The sequence below is a fragment of the Haloferula sargassicola genome, assembly GCF_040362925.1.
Taxonomy (GTDB): Bacteria; Verrucomicrobiota; Verrucomicrobiia; order Verrucomicrobiales; family Akkermansiaceae; genus Haloferula; species Haloferula sargassicola.
Map to the genome: position 1 here is coordinate 110,271 of NZ_BAABRI010000009.1, position 26,726 is coordinate 136,996.

Annotated in this window: 20 protein-coding genes and 1 pseudogene; 12 read left to right on the top strand and 9 right to left on the bottom strand. The window is 67.4% G+C overall.

The annotated features are described in order from the left end of the window. Positions 1–14 precede the first annotated feature (14 nt). Both ABXH26_RS09550 and ABXH26_RS09555 read left to right on the top strand, forming a co-directional pair. Positions 15–635, top strand: a complete 621-nt coding sequence (locus ABXH26_RS09550) for a superoxide dismutase (RefSeq protein WP_353566831.1) — start codon at positions 15–17, stop codon at positions 633–635. A 158-nt stretch (positions 636–793) separates the two neighbouring features. Next, positions 794–1,780, top strand: coding sequence for an alpha/beta fold hydrolase (locus ABXH26_RS09555; RefSeq protein WP_353566832.1), 987 nt, complete (start codon positions 794–796; stop codon positions 1,778–1,780). Positions 1,781–1,783: 3 nt separating this feature from the next. On the opposite strand, the gene ABXH26_RS09560 is transcribed toward ABXH26_RS09555, so the two are convergent. The 3 genes from ABXH26_RS09560 to ABXH26_RS09570 are packed head-to-tail and all read right to left on the bottom strand — an operon-like array spanning position 1,784 to position 4,379. Next, entirely contained in the window at positions 1,784–2,188 is a 405-nt protein-coding gene (locus ABXH26_RS09560; RefSeq protein WP_353566833.1) for a cupin domain-containing protein, read from the bottom strand. 57 nt (positions 2,189–2,245) lie between these two features. After that, a complete protein-coding gene (locus ABXH26_RS09565) occupies positions 2,246–3,430 on the bottom strand; it encodes a hypothetical protein (protein ID WP_353566834.1) in 1,185 nt (394 codons plus the stop codon). Positions 3,431–3,464: 34 nt separating this feature from the next. Further along, positions 3,465–4,379, bottom strand: coding sequence for an alpha/beta fold hydrolase (locus tag ABXH26_RS09570; protein ID WP_353566835.1), 915 nt, complete (start codon positions 4,377–4,379; stop codon positions 3,465–3,467). A 148-nt stretch (positions 4,380–4,527) separates the two neighbouring features. On the opposite strand from ABXH26_RS09570, the gene ABXH26_RS09575 reads away from it, so the two are divergent. The 5 genes from ABXH26_RS09575 to ABXH26_RS09595 all read left to right on the top strand — a co-directional run bounded on the left by ABXH26_RS09575 (position 4,528) and on the right by ABXH26_RS09595 (position 9,658). Next, on the top strand, positions 4,528–6,129 hold the full coding sequence (locus tag ABXH26_RS09575) for a SulP family inorganic anion transporter (protein ID WP_353566836.1): 1,602 nt from the start codon (positions 4,528–4,530) through the stop codon (positions 6,127–6,129). Between the two features lie 75 nt (positions 6,130–6,204). After that, the gene (locus ABXH26_RS09580; protein ID WP_353566837.1) at positions 6,205–6,897 is read left to right on the top strand and encodes a PEP-CTERM sorting domain-containing protein; all 693 of its coding nucleotides are present in this window, start codon (positions 6,205–6,207) and stop codon (positions 6,895–6,897) included. Positions 6,898–7,018: 121 nt separating this feature from the next. After that, positions 7,019–7,162 (top strand): hypothetical protein, encoded by a 144-nt coding sequence (locus tag ABXH26_RS09585; RefSeq protein WP_353566838.1) that lies wholly within the window; start codon positions 7,019–7,021, stop codon positions 7,160–7,162. 82 nt (positions 7,163–7,244) lie between these two features. Next, positions 7,245–8,465, top strand: a complete 1,221-nt coding sequence (locus tag ABXH26_RS09590) for an MDR family MFS transporter (RefSeq protein WP_353566839.1) — start codon at positions 7,245–7,247, stop codon at positions 8,463–8,465. A 107-nt stretch (positions 8,466–8,572) separates the two neighbouring features. After that, positions 8,573–9,658, top strand: a complete 1,086-nt coding sequence (locus ABXH26_RS09595) for a PEP-CTERM sorting domain-containing protein (protein ID WP_353566840.1) — start codon at positions 8,573–8,575, stop codon at positions 9,656–9,658. Positions 9,659–9,880: 222 nt separating this feature from the next. Here the strand turns inward: ABXH26_RS09595 and ABXH26_RS09600 are convergent. After that, positions 9,881–14,680: pseudogene (locus ABXH26_RS09600) on the bottom strand (CotH kinase family protein); the annotation flags it as partial. Positions 14,681–14,698: 18 nt separating this feature from the next. Between ABXH26_RS09600 and ABXH26_RS09605 the strand changes: the two are divergent. Beyond that, a complete protein-coding gene (locus tag ABXH26_RS09605) occupies positions 14,699–15,412 on the top strand; it encodes a PEP-CTERM sorting domain-containing protein (RefSeq protein WP_353566841.1) in 714 nt (237 codons plus the stop codon). Positions 15,413–15,521: 109 nt separating this feature from the next. Next, complete coding sequence (locus ABXH26_RS09610; protein WP_353566842.1) at positions 15,522–16,604, top strand: serine hydrolase domain-containing protein; 1,083 nt, start codon at positions 15,522–15,524, stop codon at positions 16,602–16,604. Here ABXH26_RS09610 and ABXH26_RS09615 read toward each other — a convergent pair. The 5 genes from ABXH26_RS09615 to ABXH26_RS09635 all read right to left on the bottom strand — a co-directional run bounded on the left by ABXH26_RS09615 (position 16,576) and on the right by ABXH26_RS09635 (position 23,946). Then, positions 16,576–18,039 (bottom strand): M81 family metallopeptidase, encoded by a 1,464-nt coding sequence (locus tag ABXH26_RS09615; RefSeq protein WP_353566843.1) that lies wholly within the window; start codon positions 18,037–18,039, stop codon positions 16,576–16,578. The two genes, ABXH26_RS09610 and ABXH26_RS09615, sit on opposite strands and share 29 nt — an antisense overlap. A 4-nt stretch (positions 18,040–18,043) precedes the next feature. Further along, a complete protein-coding gene (locus ABXH26_RS09620) occupies positions 18,044–19,369 on the bottom strand; it encodes a sulfatase-like hydrolase/transferase (protein ID WP_353566844.1) in 1,326 nt (441 codons plus the stop codon). Between the two features lie 4 nt (positions 19,370–19,373). Beyond that, entirely contained in the window at positions 19,374–21,377 is a 2,004-nt protein-coding gene (locus tag ABXH26_RS09625; protein WP_353566845.1) for a S46 family peptidase, read from the bottom strand. 15 nt (positions 21,378–21,392) lie between these two features. Then, on the bottom strand, positions 21,393–23,210 hold the full coding sequence (locus ABXH26_RS09630) for a hypothetical protein (RefSeq protein WP_353566846.1): 1,818 nt from the start codon (positions 23,208–23,210) through the stop codon (positions 21,393–21,395). A gap of 109 nt (positions 23,211–23,319) precedes the next feature. Then, positions 23,320–23,946 (bottom strand): trimeric intracellular cation channel family protein, encoded by a 627-nt coding sequence (locus ABXH26_RS09635; RefSeq protein WP_353566847.1) that lies wholly within the window; start codon positions 23,944–23,946, stop codon positions 23,320–23,322. A 120-nt stretch (positions 23,947–24,066) separates the two neighbouring features. On the opposite strand from ABXH26_RS09635, the gene ABXH26_RS09640 reads away from it, so the two are divergent. From ABXH26_RS09640 to ABXH26_RS09650, 3 genes are all read left to right on the top strand, one after another. Beyond that, on the top strand, positions 24,067–25,407 hold the full coding sequence (locus ABXH26_RS09640) for an ammonium transporter (RefSeq protein ID WP_434783423.1): 1,341 nt from the start codon (positions 24,067–24,069) through the stop codon (positions 25,405–25,407). 142 nt (positions 25,408–25,549) lie between these two features. Further along, a complete protein-coding gene (locus ABXH26_RS09645) occupies positions 25,550–25,966 on the top strand; it encodes a hypothetical protein (protein ID WP_353566848.1) in 417 nt (138 codons plus the stop codon). Positions 25,967–26,162: 196 nt separating this feature from the next. Then, positions 26,163–26,579, top strand: coding sequence for a hypothetical protein (locus tag ABXH26_RS09650; RefSeq protein WP_353566849.1), 417 nt, complete (start codon positions 26,163–26,165; stop codon positions 26,577–26,579). The last annotated feature ends 147 nt before the right edge of the window (positions 26,580–26,726 follow it).

A 26,726-nucleotide genomic window follows, 5' to 3' on the forward strand; every position in this document is an offset into this window, starting at 1 on the left:
CCAAACATTCCACCATGTCACATTCCCTCCCGGAACTCGGCTACCCCTACGACGCGCTCGAACCGCACATCGACGCGAAGACGATGGAGATCCACCACTCCAAGCACCATGCCGCCTATGTCTCGAAGCTCAACGACGCGCTCGAAGGCACCGGCCTCGAGGACAAGAGCATCTGTGAACTGATCGGCGATCTTTCGGTCGTCCCGGAGGCCAAGCGCACCGCGGTCCGCAACAACGGCGGCGGCCACGCCAACCACTCGATTTTCTGGAAAATGATCGCCCCCGGCGGTGCCTCCGCCCCGTCGGGCGACCTCGCCGCGGCCATCGACAAGGCTTTCGGCTCCTTCGACAAGTTCAAGGAGGAGTTCGCCAACGCCGGTGCGACCCGCTTCGGCTCCGGCTGGGCATGGCTGGTGAAAAAGGACGACGGCAGCCTGGCCGTCTGCTCCACCGCCAATCAGGACAGCCCCTGCATGGGCGAGTCCGTGGCCGGCTGCTCCGGCAAGCCGCTGCTCGGCCTCGACGTCTGGGAGCACGCCTATTATCTCAACTACCAGAACCGCCGCCCCGACTACATTTCCGCGTTCTGGAACGTGGTGAACTGGGACGTCGTCGCCGAGCGCTTCGCCGGCTGAGGGCTCCGCTCCTTGCTTTTCGCAAAAGGCCGTCCGGGAATGCCCGGACGGCCTGTCTTTTTGGGGGGAAGCCGGCCGGGAGGGTGAGGCGTGGCCGATCTCGCAATCGCCGCTCCGCAGGTTGCGGGGCGGGGTGGCCGCGGCATGTTGCGGGATTCATGAAAGCGACGCTCCTCCTCTCCGCCTGCCTGGCGGTCACCGCGGTGGCCCAGGATTTTCCCGCCCTCGATCAGCGGCTGACGAACTACGACTACCCCTTCGAGGTGCAGATGCACGCCTTCGCGTCGCAGGGGCAGGACCTCGAAATGGCCTACATGGACGTGAAGCCGGAGAGCCCGAATGGCAAAGCGGTGCTGCTGCTGCACGGGAAGAACTTCTCCGGTGCCTACTGGGAAAAGACGGCCAACCTGCTGGCCAAGGAAGGCTTCCGGGTGATCATCCCGGACCAGATCGGTTTCGGGAAATCGAGCAAGCCGCTGGCGTTCCAGTATAGCTTCCAGGAGCTGTGCACGGACACCAAGGGACTGCTCGACGAGCTGCAGATCCCGGGCGTGTCGGTGGTGGGGCACTCGATGGGGGGCATGGTCGCCACGCGCTTCGTGCTGATGTTTCCCGAGCGCTGCGAGAAGCTGGTGCTGGCCAACCCGATCGGCCTCGAGGACTGGAAGCGCATGGTGCCCTACCAGCCGATCGAGGAAGCGGTGGCGGCCGAAATGAAGAAGGACCCGGAGGCGGTGAAAAGCTACATGAGCCAGGCCTACTTCGACGGCAAGTGGGACGAGGCCTGGAACGACCTGCTGGCCATCCAGGCCGGCTGGACGAAGGGCGCCGACAAGGAGCACATGGCGAGGATCTCGGCGATCACCGCCGACATGATCTTCACCCAGCCGGTGCTCTATGAGTTCCCGGACATCACGGTGCCGACGCTGCTGATCATCGGCGAGCGCGACCGCACCGCGATCGGCAAGAACCGCGCCGACGCGAAGACGGCGGAGAAGATGGGGCTCTACGATCGCTTGGGCCAGAAAACGGCCAACGCGATCCCGAACTCGACCTACGTCGCGCTGCCGGGAATCGGGCACGTGCCGCAGGTCGAGGCGTTTCCGCAGTATGCCAAGGCGCTGGTCGGCTTTCTGGAGAAGTGACGCTCAGCCGCGCAGGCTTTTCCACGGCTCCTCGCCGCTGACATCGACGGCGAAGGGGCCCTCGCTGGCGCCCGGGGAAAGGATGGCCAGGATCATGGCATCGGCCTCGCCGGGATTGAAGGTGGCGTGGACGACGCCGGCGGGAATTACCGCCACCTGCCCGGCGGTGAGCAGGCGGCGCTCCTTTTCCACCCACTGCTCCACCTCGCCCTCCAGCACGTAGATCACCTCCTCCAGCTCGGGATGGGTGTGGAAATCATGCCCCTCGCCGCCCGGCAGCACGGCGCGGCAGATCTGCAGGGCCTCGCTGTCGGCGATCCCGGGGCGGCACAGCCAGTAGTTCGTGCGGCCCTTGAAGTCCTCTTTGAGAGCCTCCGCCTCGGTGATGAAGACGTGTTTTCCAGACATGGGCCGAGGAAACGTTCGCCGCGGGGGTGATGTTTCGCCCGGCCCCCGCCTCGCGGGCTACTGGGCGGGAAAGACGGGCACTTTTTCCCACTCGAACTCGTACGATCCGAAGCGCTTCCGGATGGCCTTGGCGTCCTCTTCATTGAAGAACGAGGTGGTGAAAAGCGGCAGGATCGGCCGGCCGCCGGCGCCGGTGCGGTATTTCTCGCCCTTCTTCTGCACCATCAGCACGAAATGCAGGTAGCCGCCCGGCCGCTCGCCGATCGCCAGGTCCATGTGGCGCTTCTGGCCCTCCTTGAAGGTCACCCAGTCGCCCACCACCAGCGGGATGCCGCCGTAGGGCGCGGGCCATTTCCCGGACTCCTCGGTGACCTTCCACTGGCTCAGCACCTCGTCGCCCATGTCCGGGCGGTGGCCGACCAGCGTCGGGTCGCCATCGATGAACACCGACTCGATGTCGTCCGCCATGCCGACGAAGCGGTAGGTCCCGGGCTCCAGCGCGACCACGTCTCCGGAGTAGTGCGCCATCCACATCCGCGGCTCCATGTACTGCTCGGCGCCGAAATACCGCGGGCCCTCGGAGGCCGGTTGCTGGGGAATGGCGAGGTTGGTGAGCGAAAGTTCGAGCGGAGCCTTGTAGTACCTCGCCAGCACGCCGCGGGAGAAATTCCGGCGCTGGATGGCATCGACGATCTCCGAGAACCGGGACGGGTCGCTTTCCTCCGCGGGGAAATCATTGCCGCGCCGGTCCTGCTTGAAGTCGTAGAGCGCCCCGGTCAACGCGCCGGAGATCTTGAGCGTGCTGCCGAAGCCGGTGCTGCCGCCGCCCATGCCGCCGCCGGACCCGCCGGAGTCGAAAAGCCCGTCGCCGAAATCATCGCCGCTGCCGAACTCGACGGTCGGCTCCTGGATCTCCACATCCACGGTGGGAATGGCCGTCGGCGAGGTGACCGCGGCGGTGATCACGCGGGCGGCGTGGGACGAGGACGGAGGCGCCTGCGGCTTGAGCTGGGTGATCTTCGTTTTCATCTCCATCTTCTCCTCCGGCTGGGTGGCGGGACCGGCGTAGGTGACGATCACCGGGTTCACACGGATCAGCGGGGCGAGCACCAGCAGGGCCAGCACCAGCCCGATCAGGACGATCACCAGCAGCGCGATCACGATCGATGTCAGGCTGGCGGTGCGCTGCTGGCGCTTCAGCCGGGCGAGGGCCTCGGGGGTTTGCTGGGCGTGGATGCTCATGATGGTCCCCCTAACGCCCGGACCGGCCGGCCCCTTAGGGGATTGTCGAAGCTTGTTTCCGGGCCGCGGCCGATCCGTCGCCGCCCGCCAGCCAGTCGAGCGCGGCCGCGGCGTAGCGCAGGGCGATGGAGTAGTGCCCCTCGCCCTCGATCCAGTGCCCTTCGGCGGTGGGAATGCGGGCGGCGAGCTTTTTCGCCACCTCGCAGGGCAGGTTGGCGTCGGCCATTCCATGCCAGATCCGCATCGGCACCCGGATGGCCTCCGGTTGGAAGTCCCAGGGCTCCAGATAAAGTTCGCCATCCGCCAGCATGCCATCGCGGCCGTGGCGGATGGCTTCCAGATAGCTGCGCGTCACCATGTCCCAGCCGCTGCCGGTGAAGAGCGCCTCGCGATCGACCGGCGGCACGCTTTTCAGCATCCATGACATCGGAGCCTTGTGCGCACCCCGGCCGATCATCCAGCGGCTCAGCGGGATGATGGCTGGCAGCGCGTGGCGGCGGGCGGACTTCATTCCGGCCAGGCTGCGGTAGGCCCAGTGCATGTGGGCGCGGTCCTCCTTTTTCGCCAGCGGCGGCGCGCCGCAGATCATGGCCGCCTTTTCCACCCGCCCGCCGAGCTTGGCGCAGGTGGCCAGCGTGTAGGGCCCGCCGCCGGAAATCCCGAGCAGCTCGAAGCGGCCGAGCCCGAGCGCGTCCGCGAAGTCCGCCACGTCCTGCGGCCAATCGCCGAAACGCCGGCCCGGCAGCGGATCGGACAGGCCGATGCCCGGCCGGTCCGGTGCCAGGATGCGCAGGCGGCGGTCGCGGGCTTTCCCATCCAGATACGCCGCCTGGTAGCGGCTGCTTGGCCAGCCGTGGAAATACAGCACCGGATGGCCTGCGGGATCGCCGTAGTCCGCGTAGCCCAGCCATCGCCCGCCGGGCAGCTTGATCCGCTCGTCTTCCTTCATCGGTCCCTGCAATCATGCACGGGATCCGCGCCTTGCCACCACCGAATCCTTGTCACGAAAACCCAAGGAAGCCGGCCCTCCCATTCGCTGCTTGTCATTCGCCACCGCTTCCCCCACCCCCGCGGCTCCTCGCAGCCCGACCGCTCCCATGTTCGATCTCTTTCAACGCAAGCAAGGCACCTACAAGGACGACGTCCTTTCCGGACTCACCGTCGCCCTCGCGCTGGTGCCCGAGGCCATCGCGTTCTCCTTCCTGGCCGGCGTCAGCCCGCTCATCGGCCTCTGGTCGGCGGTCTTCGTGGGACTGATCACCGCCTCGATGGGCGGCCGGCCGGGCATGATTTCCGGGGCCACCGGGGCGGTCGCGATCGTCGCCGCCAAGGCCGTCCACCTCGGCGAACTGGCGGGCGGCGAGGACATGGGGCTGAAGTACCTCTTCGTCACGCTGATCCTCGCCGGCATCCTGCAGATGGCGGCCGGTGCCCTGAAGCTCGGGCGCTTCATCCGCCTCGTGCCCCACCCGGTGATGATCGGCTTCGTCAACGGCCTCGCCATCGTCATCGGCCTCGGTCAGCTCGGGTTCTTCAAAAAACTGGCCACGGTGACGGACGACGGCACCCGCGTGATGGAGTGGCTGTCGGGCGGGCCGCTCGCCCTGATGATCGGGCTCGTCCTCGCCTCGATGGCGATCATCCATTTCCTGCCGAAGCTGACCAAGGCCGTGCCCTCGGCGCTGGCGGCCATCCTGCTGATCGGCACGCTCGGCTATTTCGGTGTCTTCGATACCCGTACGATCGCCGACGTGCTCAAGGACGGCGGCGGCGACGGCACCCTGAGCAACGCCTTTCCCGTCCCCGCCAACCTGGCCGGCCTCAGCTGGGACTGGCCGTTCCTCAAGACCATCCTGCCGATTTCCCTCACCATCGCGCTGGTCGGCCTGATCGAGTCGCTGATGACCCTGCAGCTCATCGATGAAATCACCGAGACCCGCGGTCGCGGCAACCGCGAGTGCCTCGCGCAAGGTGGCGCCAACATCCTCTCCGGCCTGTTCGGCGGCATGGGCGGCTGCGCGATGATCGGCCAGTCGCTGATCAACATCAAATCCGGCGGCCGCGGCCGCACCTCGGGCATCACCGCCGCCGTCGCGCTCGCCTTGTTCATCCTCTTCGCCGGGCCGGTGATCGTGCAAATCCCGATCGCCTCGCTGGTCGGCGTGATGTTCATGGTCGTCATCGGCACCTTCGAGTGGTCGTCGCTCAAGACCTTCGGCAAGGTCCCGTTCTCGGAAATCCTGGTCATCCTGGCCGTCACGCTCGTCACCGTGTTCCTGCACAACCTGGCGCTCGCGGTCTTCGTCGGGGTCATCCTCTCCGCGCTGGTCTTCGCCTGGGAAAGCTCGCGCCACGTCCACGTGGAGCTGGTCCACGACACGCCGGACGAGCGCATCTACTCGCTGGAGGGGCTGCTCTATTTCGGTTCGGTGCGGGATTTCACCGACCACTTCCAGGCCCGCTCGGACGTGATGAACATCGTCATCGACTTCGCCCGCGCCCGCGTCTGCGACCTTTCCGGGCTGGAGGCCATCAACGCGCTGGCCGAACGCTACCGCAAGGCCGGCAAGAACCTGCGCCTGCGGCACCTGTCACCGGATTGCCGCCACATGCTCGAGCGCGCCGGCACCATCGTGAACGTCGAGGTTCTGCCCGACGATCCCGACTACACCGTGGCCAAGCTCAAGGCCCGCGCCTGACCACGGCGGGGCCGGGATCGCTCCGCGTCGGCAATTGCATTGCACACGATGCCTCCGGGTGCTATGGCTCGGCCCATGTTGGATTCGCGCCTGTCCGTTGTGGCATCCTTCCTGTTCGCCGCCTCCGCGCAGGCCGCCTTCGTGATCCAGGTGGACACGGACGGTGCCGATGACGGGCCGGTCACCTACCCGGCGAACTTTTCCTTCGGGGGCGACACCACCACGGCGGCCTCCTCCACCGATGCGGGCACCGTGGGGACCCAGCCGGGGGACAGTCTCTTCGGCGGCGATGGCGTCAACCAGCCCGACACCTACGTCTACACCTATGAGCCGGGCCTCGATGGCGACAACACGCCGCTGCTCGCCGGCACCATCCTCACCGACGAGGGCGACACCGCGACCGGCGTGACGGCCGGCGGCTCCGGGCTCTACAACGTCTGGGCGACCTGGCCACGCACGTCCAACGTCAGCGGCGGCGACGTGCGCTACACCCTCACGGCCGGGCTCACGACGCTCTTCGACGTGCTGATTGACCAGAATGCTGAGAACCTGCCCGACGCGCTCGAACCCGGCAAGGATGCCGAATGGGTGCTGCTCGGCCAGGCGGACCTCGAGGCCGGCACGGCCTACCGGCTGACCCAGCAGGCGGGCCTGAACACCTTCGTTTCCATGCGCGCCTTCGCCGTGATGTTCGAGCCGGTGCCGGAGCCGTCGGTGCTGGCGCTTTCGGCGCTCGGCCTGCCCGCCCTGCTTCGCCGCAGGCGGTAAAAAGCCGGCCCGCTACCGATCCAAGGCGCCGCTGGGATCCTGGGCCGGGCTTGAGGCGGCGGATGAAAAAACTGGGAGCTTGGCAAATCGGGCGGATGTGATAGATCCCGCCTCCGCTCGCATGAATCCGCAAGTCCAAGCCATCCGTTTCCCCCAGCTCTCCCAAGAGGGCGCGGACAAGCGAGGCTACGCCTGCGGTGACCTGACCGCCCGCAACCACAGCTTCCTTTTCGAGATGGGCCACGGCGGGCCCGGTGAGCGCTAGATCCCGACTTTTTTAGGACCTCCTTTCCCACCAGCCCCGCCACCTCAGGTGCGCGGGGCTTTTTGTTTTCCCCGCTGATGACATGAATGCGCACGCCCCACCCCACGCCAGCCTCTGGAGCGACCTTCGAAGGCTTCCGAGATGCTATTGGATTCTTTTCAGTGGCACCCTGATCAACCGCTTCGGGCACTTCGTGATGCCCTTCCTGGCGCTGTACCTGAAGCGCCAGGGCCACGAGGCGTGGGTGACCGGGGCCAGTCTGGCAGCCTATGGCGCGGGGGCGCTGCTGGCCAACATCACGGGCGGCTACTGCGCCGACCGGATCGGCCGCAAGCCGACCATCCTGTTCTCCTGCACCAGTGCCGCGCTTTCGATGCTGGCGCTTTCGCAGGCCCATGCGCCGGGGGCGATCGTGGCCATCAGCGGCGTGGTGGGTCTGGCCAGTGCGATGTATTTCCCGGCCTCCAGCGCCTTGCTGGCGGACATGGTGCCGGCGGCGCTGCGGATCCGGGCCTTCGGCTGCCAGCGGCTGGCGGTGAACCTGGGCTTCGCGCTCGGCATGATCACCGCCGGGGCGCTGGCCGCGGGCTCGTTCTTGTGGCTGTTCGTGATCGATGCCGCCACCACGGCGCTGCTCGGGCTGCTGGTCCTCATCGGCCTGCCCGCCGGAAAGAAGCCCGCGCCGTCGAACGCCGGCTGGGGCGTGGCGCTGCGCTCGATGCGTGGCAACCCGCCTTACGTGCGCGCGGTATTCGCGGCCTTCTGCTCGGCGATGATTTTCTGGCAGCTCAGCAGCACCTGGGGTCTGCATGTCACCACCGTGGGCGGATTTTCCGAAAAAACCTACGGCTGGCTGATGGCGATCAACGGCCTGATGATCGTGGCCTTCGAGCTGCCGCTGACCTCGCTGACGCGGCGTTTCGCCCCGCCGCGGGTGATGGCGGCCGGCTACTTGCTGGTCGGGCTGGGCATCGGGCTGAGCGCCTTCGGCGGCGCGCTGCCGCTGCTGGTCGCGGTGATGGTGCTGTTCACGCTGGGGGAAATGGTGGCGCTGCCGGTGTCGCACAGCTTCGTCGCCAACCTCGCGCCGGACGACATGCGCGGCCGTTTCATGGGCGTGCTGGGCGTGGCATGGAGCAGCGCCACGATGATCGGCCCGGCCGCCGGGTTGGCCTTGTTCGAGCGCTCGCCGGAGTCGCTGTGGATCGCCTGCTTCGGCTTCGGGGCGCTGGCCGCCGCCAGCGTCGCGGGCATCCGCGAACGGCAGCCGGCGGCGGCCGCGCCGGTGCCGGCGGCGACCTGAGGGGCTTCCGGTTCTCGCTCGGCGGAGCGGCTGGAGCGGCCTTGTGCGGCTTGAACGGTCGACTTGATGCCGGACTTGGAACGGGGGCTGCTCGTCGGCAGGTTCCGATGAAGACCCGAGCCGCCCTCCTGATCCCCGCCGTTTCCGCCCTGAGTCTCGTCCCGCTGTCCGCCGCCACTGTGGCGGTGGAGGCCTTCAACAATGCCACCGTGCAGACCGGCGGTCCCCGATCCGGCAGCAGCGGTAAGGCCTTCTTCAACATCGAGGGCAGCAGCAACGGCACCTTCGCCAGCTACGGCGTGGCGGACTTCACGGTCGGCTCGCTGGGAGCGGTGACCGGCATTACCTCAGCGACCGTCAGCCTCACCCAGTCGAACGCCAGCTTCACCACCGACGGGTCGCTGGAACTCTTCCTCGACGCCTCGCCGACGCTCTCCAACATCGAGTCGGGCACCTCGCCGCTCGCCTTCGACGGCTCCGACCCGGGAACGGACACCGACGCGGGCGATGGCGACCTGGTTCTCATCCCGCTCGGCACCGTCTCCTTCACGCAGACCGCCACCGGCGATGTCGATGTTTTCAACCTCGCGCTTTCCCCGCTGGCCGAGGCCGAGCTGCTGACCCGGCTCAACACGAGCGACACCATCCGGGTCGTCTTCGGCACCGGCGATGCCACCGTGGCCGCGACCTACGCGGGCTATTCCAACACCACCTACGACGGTCCCACGCTGACCCTCACCTACGTCCCCGAGCCTTCCACCGGCCTCCTGGCAGCCGGCGCGCTGGGCCTGCTTTTCCTCCGGAAACGGAGTGCCCAAGGGCCTGATCGGAGCCGTGTTTCACGGCGTCCATACCGTGCGGATGCGGAGGAAACGGCGGGGCTCATCGGCGATGCCCGAGTCCCGGAACACGGCGTGCTCCAAGCCGCCGCCGAGGGCATTCGTCGAGGCCGGCAGGCTGGCCGCCACCGACCACGGCCCGGCGAGATCATCCGCGGCCAGCAGCTCGTAGGAAACGCCGAGCGGATTCTCCGGACGCTTCAACCGGACGGCGGCGTAGCGCTCTCCCGCTTCTTCCGCCCACACGAAACCGACCTCCGGCAGGTCGGCGACGAGCGGATCGGTGGCCAAGGCGTACTCCTCGAAGTTCGGGCGGCCATCGCCATCCGGATCGGCCTGGATGCCGGACACTGACGAAGCCGCCAGGCCCGCGGCGCTGAAGCGGGCTGACGCCCAGGCATCGAAGCTGCCGACCGCCGGCACGTCCTCCTCGCCGGGCGAGCCGCCGGTTTGCCCGCTGAGCCGCCAGCCGTCGGGATCGGAATCGGTCGCGGGCTCGCCCGGATGGCGCCGCACCAGCGAGGAGCCGGAGCCATCGGCCGCTGCGGGCCACGGGGCGTCGTCGCTGTAGTCGACCTGGCGCAGGACCTCATCGGCGGGCGTGAACAGGGTGAGCGTTTCGCCAGCGTTGTTGAGGCTGCCGGAATACTTGCCGGCCACCGGTTTCCCCGCGCCGTAGCGGAACTCGAAGGCATCGAGGTCGGCGACGACCAGCACGCGTGCGCCGGGAGCGAGCGTCCGGCCGGTGGCGGCACCGGTGAAGTTGAAGGAAATCGCACCGTAGAAATAGACGTCGTCGAGGTCGACATGGCGGCTGCCGATGTTCAGCAGCTCGACGAACTCGAAGTCCTCCGCATCGTCGAAGCCGGCGGCGATTTCCGCGGCGCCGGGGTCGGCCGGGTGGTAGTGGATTTCCGAAATGGCGAGGTTCGAGGGCGAGGCCGGCTCGGTATCGAGCAGGAAGGTCGCCTCGCTCATCGCGCTCCAGGTGGAACCGGCGCGGCTGCGCAGCCGCAGCGGTCGCTCGCCGGCACCGGTGAGAATCAGCGGAGTCGATGAGCTGGAGCGTGCGAGGCTGAGCCGGAGGTCCATGCTGATGTCCGAACTGTTCGGGCTGGCCTGGTGGATCTCGACGGCGATCACGTTTTCCCCCGCGACCAACGCGGACGGGTCGAACTGGGTGGTGGCCACCGTTTCCTCGATGGCATTGCCGGCGTAGAAGTCGGCGGGCGGATCCAGGGGCAGGTTGCCGGCGATGCGCGTGCCGTTCAGGTAGACGGCGTAGGCATCGTCGTAGAGCACCGAAACGTCGGCCGAAGTGATGCCGTCCAAGTCGGCCAGCGTGAAGCTCTTGCGGAAGTAGCAGGTGGCGGCCTTTTGCCCGGGGCCGACGTAGTGGATCGGGATGACGGTCGCCTCGTCGCCATCGCCGTAGCCCAGCTCGGCGGTGCCCACGGGCCAGTGGGAGTCGTCGTGAACGGGCTCGCGCCAGGCGGTGCCGAGGTCGCTGCCGTCGTAGAGGTAGCGCCAGCTGGGGCTCGACCAGGCCACGGGATATTCGGTGGAAACGCTGGCCGTGTAGACCTGCGCGCCGGACCGCAACGAACCGCCGACGGCGCGGGGATCCGAGCCATCGGCCATGTAGTAGGTGGTCGCGCCCGCCGGGACCGACACCGCGACCTGCACGCCGCTGTCCTGATAGCCGCCGAAGGGAATCGGCACCGGCGCATCGATCGCGGGATAGAGCGAGTCCGCCCGCAGCTGGCTGAGCACGACCGGTGCCCGCGGCGAAAGATAGGCGAGCAGGTTGTTCTGGGCGTTGATCCAGGTCTGGCGGGTCTTGGGGGTGGAGGTCTTGGCGTCCCCCCAGCGCGCGCTTTCCGCGATGATCGCCTGGTCGACGATGCCGGCGAGGCGGTTGATGCGGTTGCCCCAATTCACCGGATCCAGCGCGCCGCCGCTGAACATGTGCTTCTGGATCCGGTCCGCCCACAGGGTCCGGTACTCGCTGTTGTCCATCAGGTCCTGGTGCAGGAACAGCGGGTTCGAGTAGGCGAAGTCCGACAGGTTGCCCACGTTGTAAGGCCCGGTGCGGTCCTCGTTGACGTTGAAAAACGTGTGCTCGAAGTCATGGACGAAGAACTGGAAACCCTGCCGCGGATTGTTTTCGCGGCGGCGGCTGCCGAACCAGTTGTTGGCCTTGTCATTGCCGAGGAAGGCCGAGGTGCAGCCGTCGAGGTTGCCGGTCCAGAACGTCAGCAGCAGGTAGTCGGCGAGGTTCGCCGGATCGAGCAGCACCGGATCGGCGGTCGGCGTCTCCCCGTCCGCGGCCAGGCCCATCAGGGAAAAGTAGTGGGCGTTGGTCGGCGAGGCGCGGTGGGTCTTGCCCTTGGTCCACAGCTCCTGCCAGGCGGCCAGATTGCCATCGGTGGCACCGACCACGTAGCCGGATTCGCCCTCGCTCTTGACCACGTCCCACTGGTCCTTGTTTCCGCCGAAATAGGTCTCGGCAAAGGACGCCTCGGGGCGCTCGTCGAGGTTGTAGAGGCCCCAGTACTGGCCGTTGAGGTAGAGGTGGAAATAGCGCACCCGCGAGCCTTCCTGGCCCATGTCGAGGAAGGCCTGCCGGGTCGCCTCCTCGCGCAGGAAGGTGTTGGCGTCGTCGCCGCCGAAGGACCACGAGTAGTTCTGCGCCGTGCGCAGGTCGACCTGGTCGTACTCCGCCGCACCATAGCGGCCGAAGAGCGGATACTCGAGCTTGGTGGCCCCGTAGTCGCCGCGGAAGTAGAGCCGGAACGAGTGCTTCGGGTTGTCCGTCGCCCGGGAGTAGCCGCCGCGGATCCGCAGGCCGGCATTGATCTGGAACTCGCCGGTGCCGTTCGGGTGGTCGCCGTCGGGCGGATTGATCCACTCCACGGAAACCGGCCGCTCCCAGCCGAAGCCGCGGTTGCCGGGATTCGAGTAGATCCCCTGCGAGCCATCGATGTTGAGCAGGTTCGACAGGTCGGTGGTCAGGGAAACCGCCGGCAGCGAGGCCAGGGCCTGCCGCACCGATTCCTCGCCGCCGATGTCCGGATCGGTGTTGTCGACGATGTCCGGATCCATGCCGAAATCGAGGATCTGGCCGGTCCCGCTCCAGGCCGGCCAGCCCGCGGGCGCCGAGCCGTCGGGCGACTGCGCCAGCACGCTGTCGAGAAACAGGTAGGTCTGGGTGTCGACGTTGGTCGGCTCCCAGCCGGGCCGCACCGCGATCGCGCGCAGGGTGGTGGTCGTGGAAACGGTGAGCGGCCCCGTGTAGACCAGCCCGTGGGTCGCGCTCGGCGTGGAACCATCGACCGTGTAGCGGATGATCGCTTCCGGCGTGGCGGTGGTGATTTCCACCTCGATCGGCGCGGTGAAGAAACCGCGGTCGACGCTGAAGTTCGTGTCCTCGACCTTGCCGAACGAGGTCGGCTCGACGTTGATCCAGCCGGGCGTCGCCTTGCCGCTGCCATAGAATGCCGGCGGTGAGGTCGCGTCCGGCGCACCGGCGATGATTTCCGGCAGGATCAGGAAGCTGTCGTCCGCGGCCGCGCTCTTCATGCCGTGGATGGCGAGGACGTTATCGCCCCCGGCCAAGGCCGCCATTTCCGCGGTCAGGTTGAAACCGGAGCCGCGCAGGCTTTGCGTGCTGGTCCGGGAGGTCGTGGCCAGCGAGTTCCACGCGACCGTGCCCGGCGCGTTGGCGGAGGCCACCGGGTCGCCGTTCAGCCAGGCCACGAAGCCGTCATTGTAGCGGGCCACCAGCGAGAGCGAGGTCGCCCACGCCGGAGCGGCCGTGGTGAAGCCGGTGCGGAAATACGCGCCGCGCTGGTTGGCCAGCGTGGCGGCGAGGTTGGTCGCGACGAGCTCGCCGGCACCGTCGGAGGTCGTGGTCGCGGCCAGGCCGCCGTTTCCGGTATCGCCGACCAGCCGGAAGGCGGAGTTCCACGACGAGTAGTTCCCCGCGGCCGCGTAGAACTCAAGACCGTCGCCCCCGTTTCCCTGGAACATGACCACCTCGAACGAATGCGTGCCGGCGCTGAGGTAGCGCCCGTTCATGTGGTCCTCGGGGCCGTGGAAGGTATCGTCCGAATACAGCACCGTGTCATCGATCTTGGTCTGCGAGCCATCGTCGGAATTGACCCCGAAGGTATAAACGCCGGAGGTGGGGATCTCGACGAAGCCCGTCAGCCGGACCGCGTAGTTGTCGCCGTTTCCGCCCGGAAAGGTGGTGTTGCCGGAGAAGCGGCCGTCCGAGCCGCTGCCGAGGAAATTGGCGGAATCGACCACCGCCGTGGTCTCCGACAGGATGCCGGGATCTCCCGGCACCAGCGCGACCAGCGCCAAGGCGTCCGCGAGCCCGCCCATGCTGCCGTTTTTGAAAACCTGCCGCGCCGTGATGCCCGGAACGGTGAGCCCGCAGCCGAGCCCGCTCGGACCGCTGGCCCACGCACTGTCATTGAAGGACGGCTGGATCCAGCCCGCCGCCGGATTGGTGGAGCTGGTGGGGACACGGTAACGCGTGCTCGCGCCGGCTCCGACCAGCACCTCGGTATCGAACACCAAGCCATACGACTCATCGTCGTCCATTTCCGGAAACTCCGGCGCGAACTCCTGCTCGATCGTGGCGCCATCCGGATGCACCAGCGCCAGGTATTCGCCGCCGGCGGAGAGCGAAAAACTCGTGTGCAGCGGCTGGGCCGGCAAGCGGCGGTCCTTTCCCGAGGCCCACACCACGCGGAACTCGCCGGGCTGGAGCGTGATGTTGGGAAACCGCCACTTGGTCAGGTTGTTGTCGGAGTCGGTGAGATACCAATCGCCGAGCGAGACGGGGGCCGTGTCCGGGTTGTGGATTTCGATCCAGTCGGAAAAATCACCGTCCTCGTCGGCAACGGTGGACCCGTTCTTGGCCATGAACTCGGAGATTACGGGGGCGCCGGATGCCAGCCCGGGAGCCAGGCCTGCCACGAGCAGGACCAAGGAGGTGGGGAAAGGGGTCAAAAGCTTGGGTTTCGGGGTTAACGAATGAAGATGCCGGGGCCTTGGGAGCCCGACAATGATCGATTCTGGGCACAATCGGGCCAAGGGATACGCGCCGGCGTCCCGCTTGTTTCCGGCGAACCGGGATTTCCGACCCCCGCGCCGGCGGACCCTCCGCCGCGGCCGATGTTCCGCCTTCGGCCACCCGAGCGGAGCCGGGATGTCCCTCTCCCCACCGACGCGCTTCGCCGGACGCGGAGGAAAAAAATCAAATTCCAACCTTCCCACTAAACCCCGCCCCCGCCTCCGGGAGTGGCTTCTCGTGGTAATCGCCGGGCCACCCCTGCGTCCGCGATCCACCCCCCTCGCTTCCATCCAACCACCAACATCGACATGAACAGAAAACCCATCGTCCTCACTCTCGGCCTGATCGCCGGTCTCGCCGGCACCAGCCAGGCCACCGTGCTCGGCTTCGGCCAGATCGGCGGCAGCAACGCCACCGTGCCAAGCAATTACGGCTCGAACGCCGCCGCCGATGCCAGCGGCCTGGTCGTCACCAACGGCGCCACCCCCAACCTCACCCTCACCTGGGATGCCGCCTGGGACATCCACACCTCCCACTGGTTCGCCGGTGCCGAGTCCGCGACGGTCGGCGGGGGGGATTGGGACAACGAAGGCGGCATCCCCCGCATCGGCCAGCTCGATGAGGGCGTCCACAGCATCGCCTTCGGTGCCGATCCCGGTTACGCGCTGGTCCTGAACTCCTTCGACTTCGGGCTGACCAACGAGACCATCAACGCCACCACCTCCTGGACGCTGACCCTCACCGACGGGTCCTCGAACGTGGTTTGGAGCCAGAACGTCAACTTCGCCAGCGCCGCGGCCCAGAATGACGATGGCGACGTGCAGACCATCACGCCGAACTTCACCGGCAACCTCGGCGAGTCCTACACGCTCACCTTCACCCGCACGGCGGAGTCCTTCGGCTCGAACGGTCGTCACGCGCTCGACAACCTGAGCTTCAACCAGACCACCGTGCCGGAGCCCGCCTCCGCCGCGCTGATCGGGCTGGGTGCCGTCGGCCTGCTGCGCCGCCGCCGCCGCTGATCCAAGCGGGCAACTTCCATCATCCCTCCTCCGCTCCGGCGGGGGAGGGTTTTTGTTTTCCGGAAACAAGGCATGGTCCCCGCCGCCGGCATGCCCTAGCGTGAAAATCATGCCATCGCTCGTTCCAGTTTTTCTCGGCGCGCTGGGCTTTTATGCCGGGGCGCTTCACGCGGAAACGACGGAGATCGAGGCCATCCGCGGGCGCCACCAGCTGCCCGCCCTTGCCGTTCTCGCCGCCAAAGACGGCAAGATCCTCGAGCAGCTCGCCACCGGCGTCCGCAAGTCCGGCGACGACGCGGAAGCGCGGCGGGACGACCCCTTCCACCTCGGCTCCTGCACCAAGGCCATGACCGCCACCCTGGCCGGCATCCTGGTGGACGAGGGCTCGATCGGATGGGACACTTCCATCGCCGAGGTCTTCCCGAAGCTGGCGAAAAAGATGCAGCCGGACTACCGCGCGGTCACCCTCGACCAGCTCCTCCACAACCGCGGCGGCGTGCCCACCGAGCCCCCGCCCGACGCGTGGGAAGAGGCCTGGAAGGAGCGCGGCAGCCCGCGGAAACAACGGCTCCGGTTCATCGAGGCCGTCCTTGCCCAGCCGCCCGCGGCCCCGCCGGGAACGCGCCACGTTTACTCGAACTCCGGCTTCGCCATCGCCGGCGCCATGCTGGAAGAACGCGCCGATCTGCCGTGGGAAGAGCTGATCACGAAAAAACTCTTCCGCCCGCTCGGCATGACCACCGCCGGCTTCGGCCCGCCGGGGAAAAAGGGCAAAAGCGACGCTCCGTGGGGCCACGAACGCACGGCCGATGGCCTCGTCCCGCGCTGGAGCGACAACCCGCCCGCCATCGCGCCCGCCGGTCGCGTGCATGCCTCGTTGGCCGACTTCGCCCGCTTCGCCCTGCTTCATGCGGACGGCTCGAAGCTGCTCAAGCCAGCCACGCTGGAGCACCTCCACCAGCCCGCCGAGGGCGGCGACTACGCCTGCGGCTGGCGCGTGCTTAAACGCGACTGGGCCGGCGGCACCGCCCTCACCCACAATGGCTCGAACACCTTCTGGTATGCCGTCGTCTGGATCGCGCCCGCCCGCCACGCGGTCTTCATCGCCGCCACCAACGTCGCCGGCGAAGCTGCGGAGAAAGCCTGCGACGAGGCCATTTCCCTCATGATCGGGAAGTGGCTCCAAGACTGAGCGGCCCGTGCATGACCGCCCGCGGCGTCCACTCGAAGTCCCGGTCGAGCGGATGCATCGGCCGGGTCAGATGGCGGTAGTCGATCGACTCGAGATCCGGCTGCACCGCCCCGGGCGAGAGCACGAGGAAATGACGGCTGGCCATGGCGTGGAGTTCCGGTTCGAGGTAGCCGATCTTGACCACGGTGATCGTGCTTTCGAGCGGGTCGAGCCCGAGCCGGAGGAAGTCGTCGCGCTTGTGAAAGGGCGTCCGCCGGGTGGTCAGGATGACCTGCACGCCCCCGCAGCGCACGACCGCTTGGTCGCCGACCGATCGCACCAGCTCCGCTTCCACCGGCAGCTCGCGGCTGTGAACCGGGTCGAGCTTTCCGCCGAGGCGGAGTTTCAACCGATCGCCCGGCCGGGCCGCCCGGCATTGCTCGATGGCCGCCGCATCCGGGATCGAGGCAAAAATCGCCGTCCGCCCAGACCCGAAGGCTGGATGGGAAATCAGAGCCTCCAGCGTGTGGGTCACGTCGCCCGCCGCGCCCGCGGTCGGGTTGTCGCCGGCATCGCTGAGAAAGACCGCCTTTTCACCGCAGGCGAGGGCCTGCTCCAGACACCAGTCCACCGGTCCCGCTGGCGAGCCGAACTGAAACTCGTCGCGCGCCTGCCAGTAGCGCCGAGCGATCGACTCCGCCAAGGCGCGGACCGCGGACTCGTCGGTGCCGGTGACCACGCAGGTCGCCATCGATCGCGGCTGGTCGGCCCACGCGTAGCCGACCCACAAGGAGGCATCCATGATCCCTTCCCGCGCCGATTCCTCATCGAGCGGCGCGTAGAGCCGGGCACCCGGATCCACCCGCGTGCTCGACATTTCGCCGGACACCAGCACCGGGATTCCGACCCGCGCCCGGTGGACCGGCAGGCCCGCGGCCAGGCCGTCGAGCAGCAGCTTCACGGCCCGCTCGCGGGTCTCCATCCAGTCGACATGCGGGGCGGTGCGGTAGGCGGTGATGCAGTCGGCCTGGGCGACGAGGGCATCGGTCACGTTGCCATGAAGGTCCTGGCTGCAGGTCACCGGCGTGCCGGGTGGCAGGACCTCGCGGATGGCGCGGAGCAGGTCGGCCTCGGCGTCGTCGAGGCCTTCGACGGCCATGGCTCCGTGGACGTCGAAATAAAAGGCGTCCACCGGCCCGGCCTGCTGCAGGCGCTCGACGATCTCCGCCTTCATCGCTTGGTACGCCTGTTGTCGTACTTGCCCGCCGGGCAAAGCCCGGAAATGGGCCAGCGGCACCGGCTCGACGGAGGCGAAGGCAGCAGCTTGGAGAAACGGATAGCGCTCCATCATTTCCGCCCCGCGGGTGGCGAGGAAGTCGGACGCTTCGGTGAGCAGCGGGGAAAAGGTGCTGCTCTCGATGTGAATGCCGGCGATGCCCAGTCGGAGTGGCTTCATCGGATCAGTGCAGTGATTTCAGGTGCTCGACGAGGTCGGCGTGGCCGCTGGCGAGGTTTTTCATCTCGGACGGATCCTCGCCGGGATTCGAGAGAAACCACTCGCGATCCTCCGGCGCGAGCGGCGGGCCGCCGACCGTCAGCGGCTGGTGCAGCAGTTTCCACGGTCCCTCGCGCACCGCCCATTGGTCGCCGATCCGCCATTCGAGCCGCTGGTGCGGCGACGGCGCGTCGGCCGAACGGATCACTCCGGAGATGTCCATGCCATCGAGCTCGACCTCGGGCAGCTCGACGCCGCACAGCGACGCCAGCGTGGGGAACCAGTCGCAGCCGTGCACCATGGCATCGCGCGATTCGCCGGCCGGCAGGTGGCCGGGCCAGGAAATCACGGCCGGGATCCGGATGCCGCCCTCGAACAGGCTGAACTTCGCGCCGCGATACGGCCCCGCGCTGCCCCCGCCGCCGTGGGCGCGTTCCTCGGTCGAGTGGCCTTGGTCGGATTGATAGACGACGATCGTGTTGTCCCGCAGCCCGAGGCGGTCGAGCTCGTCGAGCAACGCGCCGATCCGCTCATCGATAGTCGACACGGCGGCGGCGTAGAATTTCCGCGGAGCGGGCAGGTCGGCATACTTTTCCAGCCACTTCGGGTCGCCCTGGTAGGGGTAGTGAGGCAGGTTGACGGCGAAGTACATGAAGAACGGCTCGTCCCGGTGCTGTTCGATGAAGCTCGACGCCTTCTCGACCATCAGGTCGGGGAAAAAACGGCCCGGCAGCCGCACGCGGCGGTTGTTTTCCCACAGGTCGTGCCGGTTCGGTCCGCCCCAGTAGACGAAGTGCGACCAGCTGTCGATGCAGCCGTTCATGTGGCCGAAGGAGTAGTCGAACCCCTGGTCGAGCGGCTTCGAGCCGGCGCCGTGGCCGAGGTGCCACTTGCCGATGTGGGCGGTGGCGTAGCCGGCCTGGTGGAACATTTCCGCCATCGTGACCTGCGCGCCGGGCAGCCCGCCCTGGCCCTTGCTTTTCGCCAGGTCTTCCAGCTCCTCCGGCGGCGCGGCCGGGCCGTTCCGCTCCAGGCCCGCCTTCCACGGGTAGCGACCCGTCAGCAGCCCGGCGCGGCTGGGCGAGCAGATCGCGGAGGCGGCATAGAACTGCGTGAAGCGCACGCCCTCGCCCGCCAGCCGGTCGATCGAGGGCGTCTGCAGGTCGGTCGCCCCGTAGCAGCCGGCATCCGCGCTGCCCTGGTCGTCGGTGAAAATCACGACCACGTTCGGTCGGGCGAAGGCCTGGCCGGCGATGACCAGCAGCGGAATGAGGAGGAGTCGGGCTTTCATGGTACTAGAAACCTAGTTCTTCGAGGATGCGGGTGGCGCCGTAGACCTTGCGCATGGCCTCGAGGATGCCGGCGGAGTGCACGGACACGGCGCGGCCGCGGTCCTCGGTGTAGGCGAAGTCGGAGACCAGGCTGGGCAGATTGCCATCGAAGATCAACCCGACCAGCTCGCCGGCGCGATTGACCACCGGGCTGCCGGAGTTGCCGCCGGTGATATCGTTGGTGCTCACGAAGTCGAGCGGCACGCCGGGATCCAGGTCGCCCGCGTGGGCGGCCCACTGCGGGGAAAAATCGAAGGGACTCACGCCTCCCTGTTTTTCATGACGCTCCAGCATGCCGCCGTAGTTCGTGCACCACGGCACGTCCCCGTAGCCTTTGGCCACTCCATAGGAAAGGCGCAGCGTGAAGGTCGCGTCCGGATACACTGAATCGCCCTGCTGCTCGAACTTTGCCCGTGCGATCTTCGCATGGGCCTGGGCATCGCGCTCGTCGAGCGCCTCGGCCTCGGCGCGCAGGGCGCGGGCTTCGTCGTCCACCAGGCGGGCCAGCGCGACCATCGGATCGTCGCTCGCCGCCACGCCATTCTCGTAAAGTTGTCGCCGCAGCGGGATGTCATCGAGCTGCGTCCCGTCCACCAGCTCGGCGGCCCGCTCGTCGGGCGACTTGCCGGCGAGGACTTTTTTCACCAGCGGGTCGTCCGCGCCGAGCTTGGCGCAGAGGAAGGTCAGCGAGGCCGCCATCCGCACGGTCTCCAGATCCTTGTAAACGGGCTCGTCCGCGAACAGGTCGAGCTCCAGCGATAGCCGCGACGAATCCTGGAACTCCGGCAGTCGCTCGCCGTCCGGCTTTTCCGCCTCCGCCTCGGCCCGCAGAAGCGTCCGTGCCACGTAAAACAGCCCGCTGCCAAAGGCGCTGCCGCCCTCCAGCAGGTCCAGACGCACCGCGATTTCCGACAGCTCGTCCTGAACCCGCGCCACCTCGTCAAACGCCGCCGCTTCCGTGGCCCGCAGCTCCGTTTCCGACTCCGACTTGGCCGCCATCACCGCGGGATCAAGCAGGCCGTTGAGCATCCCGCCGATGGCCTTGCGGCCGTTCTGGGTGCCGACGATGGCCTGCTTCGCGCGACGGGCGTTCTCGCGGTCGCGATCGGCCCAGGCCCGCAGCACGGTTTCGGCGCGGTAGATCTGCTCCATGCGGTAGGGAAAGCCCTCGTCGCGCAGGTGCTTCAGCTCCTCCAGCGTGTTCGAGCGGTCGGTCCGACCCGGATGGCCGGAGGTGAACACCAGCTCGCCCTCGGCCGGCCCGGTGGCACTCCATTTCAGGAAATCCGGGGTATCGGCCGGCTCGCCATCCACGTAGGCGCGGAAAAAGCAGCAATCGAGGCAGTAGCGGGGATACTCGAAGTTGTCGGCATCGCCGCCGAAGGCCGCGGCCTTCACGTCCGGCACGAACACCAGCCGGACATCGGTGTAGCGTTGGTAGCGGTAGAGATGATAGGCCCCGCCAAGATAGAGCGTGACCACGTCCGACCGCAGGCCGGTGGCGTCCATCGATTCCTTTTCAATCGCCGCAATCACCGCCCGCCGCGCGGCGGAGGCTTCGGCGGGCGATTGGTCCGGCGTCACCGCGGCTTCGACCCGGCGGGTGACGTCCTCGATGCTCCGCAGCACGTTCAGCTCAAGGCCGGGGCAGGGCAGCTCATCGGCCGGAGTCTTCGCCAAGTAGCCGTCCTCGAGCAGGTTGTGCTCCGGCGTGCTGAGCTTCTCGATCAGGCCTGCGCCGACGTGGTGGTTGGTGAGGATCAACCCCTGCTTCGATACGAAGGAGCCGGAGCCGCCGTTGTTGAAACGGACCGACGCCTCGCGGAGGTGATCGAGCCATTCCGGGGTGATCTCGAAGCCGTATTTTTCCTTCACCGGCTCCACCGGCGGGCGGTTGAAGAGCCACATGCCCTCATCGGCCGGGGCGGAAACAGCGAGCGGCAACAGGGCCGCGAGGATCGTGCGCATGGATGATTTCAAAAGCTACTGGGCGGCCCTCTCGATGCGCGCGCGGCGGCGCTCGATGTCCTTGACGATGCCGTCGTAGGCATCGAGGTCGTCCGGGGCGAGATCGCGATAAATGTCCGCCACCTTCTGCAGCAGCGAGAGTTCCATCTTGGCGCGGAAGAATTCCTTCGAGCCGGTGTCCACGTGGCGCTTGTAAAAACGCAGCACGTCGTGGGGCAGCTCGATGCGCACGTCGTCGAGGCCGCGGCCGGTCTTTTCGTAGGCGTCCATCATTTTCCCGCACAGCTCCAGGTCCTCGCCGTAGCGGCGGAAACAGGTCTTGTAGAAGGCGCGGAGGTTCTTGCCGGCGTCGGGGTCGGTGCTCTTGGCGATCATCCCGCCGATCCGCTGGATGGTGCTGAAGAGCGCCGAGCCCTGGGTGCCCACCTTGCGCGCCACGCGGCGCAGCTCGCGCTCGATCAGGCTCACGACCTCTTCTTCCGGCAGCCGGGAAATGAGGTGCTCGATCTTGAGGTCCAGGCTCCACTCGCGAACGTCCGGGTAGTCGCGGTATTCCCGCTCGAGGCGCTGGATGAAGTCCTGCCACACCTCCGCGCTGGCTCCGCTTTCCTCGAGCAAGGCCGCCTCCGCCTGCCAAAGCTCGAGGTTGAGGCCGGCTGCTTTTTCGCCGGCGGCGAGCTGGCTACGGGCGACGTCGTACTTGCCGAGCTCCATCGCCACCTTGGCCAGGCCCACCCCGATCAGCGCGGGCACGCGGCGGTCCGGGTCGAAGTCGCGCTCGCTCTCCATGACGAGCTGGCGCTCGGGCATGCGGGCATCGCGCTGGCTGCAGTGGATGTAGCCGTTGGTGATGCCCTGGTCGGCGTGGTGGGCCCACTCGTGGGGGCCGGGCATGTAGGAAATCCAGGCGTGCGCCCCGCGGTCGCCGGTGCCGCCGGTGACCATGGCGGCGATGCCCCGGACCTTGGCGGCATTGACCGAGTAGTGGGCCTGGTCGGCGCAGATGCCGCCGTGCTTCTTGATCTGCTCGAGCGAGTAGGAGTCGTAGGGGTTCAGCCCGTTGACGGCGCGCTCCATCAGATACTCGATGTCATCGTATTCGTTCCCGCACTGCGACGGCGGGCCGGAGATGTGTTTGTGGACCCACTCCGCCTCCTCGAGGGAAATGTTGAAGTCCACCACGCGGACCAGCTCGCGCACGGGGCGGTCCTTGCAGGATTCGGTCAGCTTGCCGGCCTCCGATTGGTCGCGCAGCCAGCGGTAGCGGTATTCGAGATCCGGCGTGGCGTGCTGCGGGTCCTGCGCCTTCGGCACCCCACCGGACTGGTCGTAGATGAGGGCCAGCGCCAGCGCCAGGTTGGCGTAATGGTTGCGGTTTTCCGGCTCGCGATCGCGACCCCAGAGTTCGGACCAGATTTCCAACACGCGGTCCTCACGGTCCTCGGGACGGATTTCCGCGAGCAGCGTCTCCAGTTTCCCCGGCTGGGTGAAAAGCCAGCGCAGGAACTCCGGAACGTAGCCGGAATCGCCGGCCATGTCCGCCACCGGAAAGCGCTCCAGCACGGCCCACAACAGCAGCCGCAGGCGGGTGGCCGGGTCGGCGAGGTCGAGCTCGGCGCCGGCTTCAAGGCTGCCGACGATGGTTTCGGCGTCCTTTTCCAGCATCCCCTGGAGCGCCCCGAAATCGCCGGTGGCGAGGCACTCGGCGAGCGCCGTGTCCTCGGACAGGCCCGGGATTTCCGCAGCGCGGGACGCCGGGATGGCCATCACGGCCGCCACCGCGAAGGTCCGCAGGCGGACGAGCGGAGGGAAAAGGGATCGGCCTGGATTCATGGGAGACGGTCGGCGCGGCAGCCTACGTGCCAGTAACGGGCACGAAATCTCCGATTTTTCGAGGAAAGCCGCGAAATGCCGGCGGCAGCGCTCGTCGGCTGACGGCTTGCTACGGTTCCCGGTCGAGCAGGCGCAGGCTCGGCAGCCGCCATTTCCAGCGCATCGCGGACAAGCGCAGGGCGAGGATCAGGGCCATGGCCAGCCAGCGGTGCCACTTCGCCGGCGGCTGGAAAAACCGGATCGCCACGAAGGCCACCGCCCCCGCGAACACCGCGGTGGCGTAGAGCTCCATGTCCTGACGGAACACCAGCGGGACTTCGTTGCGGAGCACATCGCGCAGGATCCCGCCCGCGACGCCGGTGACCACGCCCAGCAGCACCGCCACGATCCCCGGCGCGCCGAAAGCCAGCGCCTTCTCGGTGCCGGCGATCCCGAACAAGGCCAGGCCGATGGCATCGATCAGCGCCAGCGATTTCGCCGGCAGGCGGGCGAAACGAACCAGTACGAAGGTGGTCACCGCCGTGGCCAGCGCGGTCCAGACGTAGAGCGGTTGCTCGATCCAGAACAGCGGCCGCGCCCCGAGGCACAGGTCGCGGAGCGTTCCGCCGCCCACCGCAGTGACCAGCGCCAGCACCAGCACGCCGAAGAGATCAATGCCCTTGCCCTCCGCCGCCAAAACAGCGGAGGCGGCACAAGCGGCGACGGCGAGATACTCGATCCAGGCGGCGAGGGGCATGACGACCGCTGCTCTAAGCCCGGGCCCCACGGCGATCCAGCGGACGGCGGGTCATCCCTAACTCGCGCGATGACGGACTCTGATCTATGAATGGCGTTCATCGTGCTTCATTCGATGCCCATGTCTTGTTCATGTCCGCCCGCTTCAGGAACCCGGTCCATCCCCGGGCTCGTCCGTCCCGGCCCGCTCCGCGCCGTCCTGCCGCTGTTGTTGTTTTCGGCCCTGCCGGCGATGGCGCAGGACTCCGGGCCGGCTTTGGATACCGGTGACACCGCCTGGATGCTGGTTTCCACGGTGCTGGTGCTGCTGATGACCCTGCCGGGCCTCGCGCTGTTCTACGGCGGCCTGGTGCGGACCAAGAACGTGCTTTCGATCCTGGTCCAGTGCTTCGCCATGGCCGGCGTGATGAGCCTGCTGTGGATCACCTTCGGCACCAGCTTCGCCACTGGCAGCAGCGACCACCTGTTCATGGGCGATGCCTCGAAGGTGATGCTCAAGCACCTGACGCCCGAGCTGCTCAACGGCACCATCCCCGAGAGCGTCTGGATCACCTTCCAGATGACCTTCATCATCATCACTCCGGCACTGATCATCGGAGCCTTCGCCGAGCGGATGAAATTCTCGGCGATGCTCATTTTCACCACCATCTGGACCATCCTGTCCTACCTGCCGGTGTGGCACATGGCGTGGGGCGGGGGACTTTTCCACCACTGGAACGTCCTCGACTTCGCCGGCGGCACCGTGGTCCACATCAATGCCGGCGTGGCCGGCCTGGTGGCCTGCATCATGGTCGGCCGCCGCCGCGGCTACCCGGGGCCGAGCCTGGCGCCGCACAATGTCCCGTTCACCGTGATCGGCGCGGGCCTGCTGTGGGTCGGCTGGTTCGGCTTCAATGCCGGCTCGGCCTGCGCCGCCAATGCCTCCGCCGGCATGGCCATGCTCACCACCCACGCCGCCTCCGCCATGGGCGTGGTCGTGTGGGGCGCCATGGAGTGGATCATCCAGAAAAAACCGACCGCGGTCGGCGTGGCCACCGGTGCCGTCGCGGGCCTCGTGGCCATCACCCCGGCAGCGGGCTCGACCACCGTCGGCGGCGCGCTGGCGATCGGGGCCGTTTCGGCCTTCGTCTGCTATTTCACCGCCACCAAGGTGAAGCACATGCTGAAGGTCGATGACTCCCTCGACGTCTTCGCCGTCCACGGCGTGGGCGGGATCATCGGCGCGGTGCTCACCGGCGTGTTCCTGCGCGAGGGCGCGGCGGCCGAAGGCATGACCGTGGCCACCCAGACCTGGGCCCAGATCAAGAGCGTGCTGGTCACGATCGGCTGGAGCGCCGTTGCGGCGGTCATCGGCCTTACCGTGGCCAGGTTCACCGTCGGCCTGCGGGTCAGCGATGAGGAGGAAACCGGCGGCCTCGACCGCACGATCCACGGCGAGGAGGCCTACAACACCGAGGGCTGATCGCCTCTCTTTGCCCGGTTCTGCAAAGCCGCTCCGGAGTTCCTCCGGGGCGGCTTTTTCGTGGGATCGCCGGGGTTTGTGGGAGTCCCCGGTTGCGCCCGGCCCATCGTCATGCTCGGTTTTCTGAAACTCCCATGATTTCATGGAAAACCCTCTCCAGCCTCTCATCGCAACCCTCGCGGCGTTCTTGGTGCTGGCCTCCTGCGAATCCCGACCCCGCGAGGCGCCCGCTTCCTCCCGCCAGTCCGATCCCGTGAGAAGCGATCCCTCGAGTTGGAAGGCCTGGCACGACCTCATGCCCGGTCCCGGACCCCGCAAGCTCCACCTCCGCGGCAGCGTGACGGTGCCCTCGACGCTTGATCAGGCCCGCCTGGTCCGTCGCGATGCCGCTTCGTTGGAGTTCGAGGTCCAGGTCGAACAGCTGAAGGGCAGGGGTGCCCAGGTCATCACGCGCCGCGAGTTGGAGTTCAGCGCGCCGTATGAAGGCGATGCCCGCCAGTTGACCGTCCACCTGCCGGACGGCTCGTCGTTTCAGGTGGAAATCCAGGAAGTCCACTGACGGGCGGCAGATCAAGCCCGGCAGGAAAGTGGTGCAGGATGGGGAGGATGGGGAGGATGGGGAGGATGGGGAGGATGGGGAGGATGGGGAGGATGGGGAGGATGGGGAGGATGGGGAGAAATCCGACGGTGGATCGGGTCCCAGGATGTCTTGGTTCGGATGCTGGCTGACAAGCCCCCAATCGCATATCTCAAATATGCGATCCAGGGAGAATTCGTCCGACCCGTCCCCTCCTGCTCGTGAACTCCTACTTGCGGCCTCCCTACTTGCGGCCTCCCTACTGAACTCCCTGCCCGCGAACTCCCTGCTCGCGAACTCCCTGCTCGCGAACTCCCTTCTCGCGAACTCCCTTCTCGCGAACTCCCTTCTCGCGAACTCCCTTCTCGCGAACTCCCTTCTCGCGAACTCCCTTCTCGCGAACTCCCTTCTCGCGAACTCCCTGCTCGCGAACTCCCTGCTCGCGAACTCCCTGCTCGCGAACTCGCTGCTCGCGGACTCCCTGCTCGCGGACTCCCTGCTCGCGGACTCCCTGCTCGCGGACTCCCTGCTCGCGGACTCCCTGCTCGCGGACTCCCGGCTCGCGGACTCCCGGCTCGCGGACTCCTGCTCGTGAACTCCCGACTCGTGAACTCCCGACTCGTGAACTCCCGACTCGTGAACTCCCGGCTCGCGGACTCCCGGCTCGCGGACTCCTGCTCGTGAACTTCCTGCTCGTGACCTCCGACCTCCGAACTCCGAACTCCGAACTCCGAACTCCGAA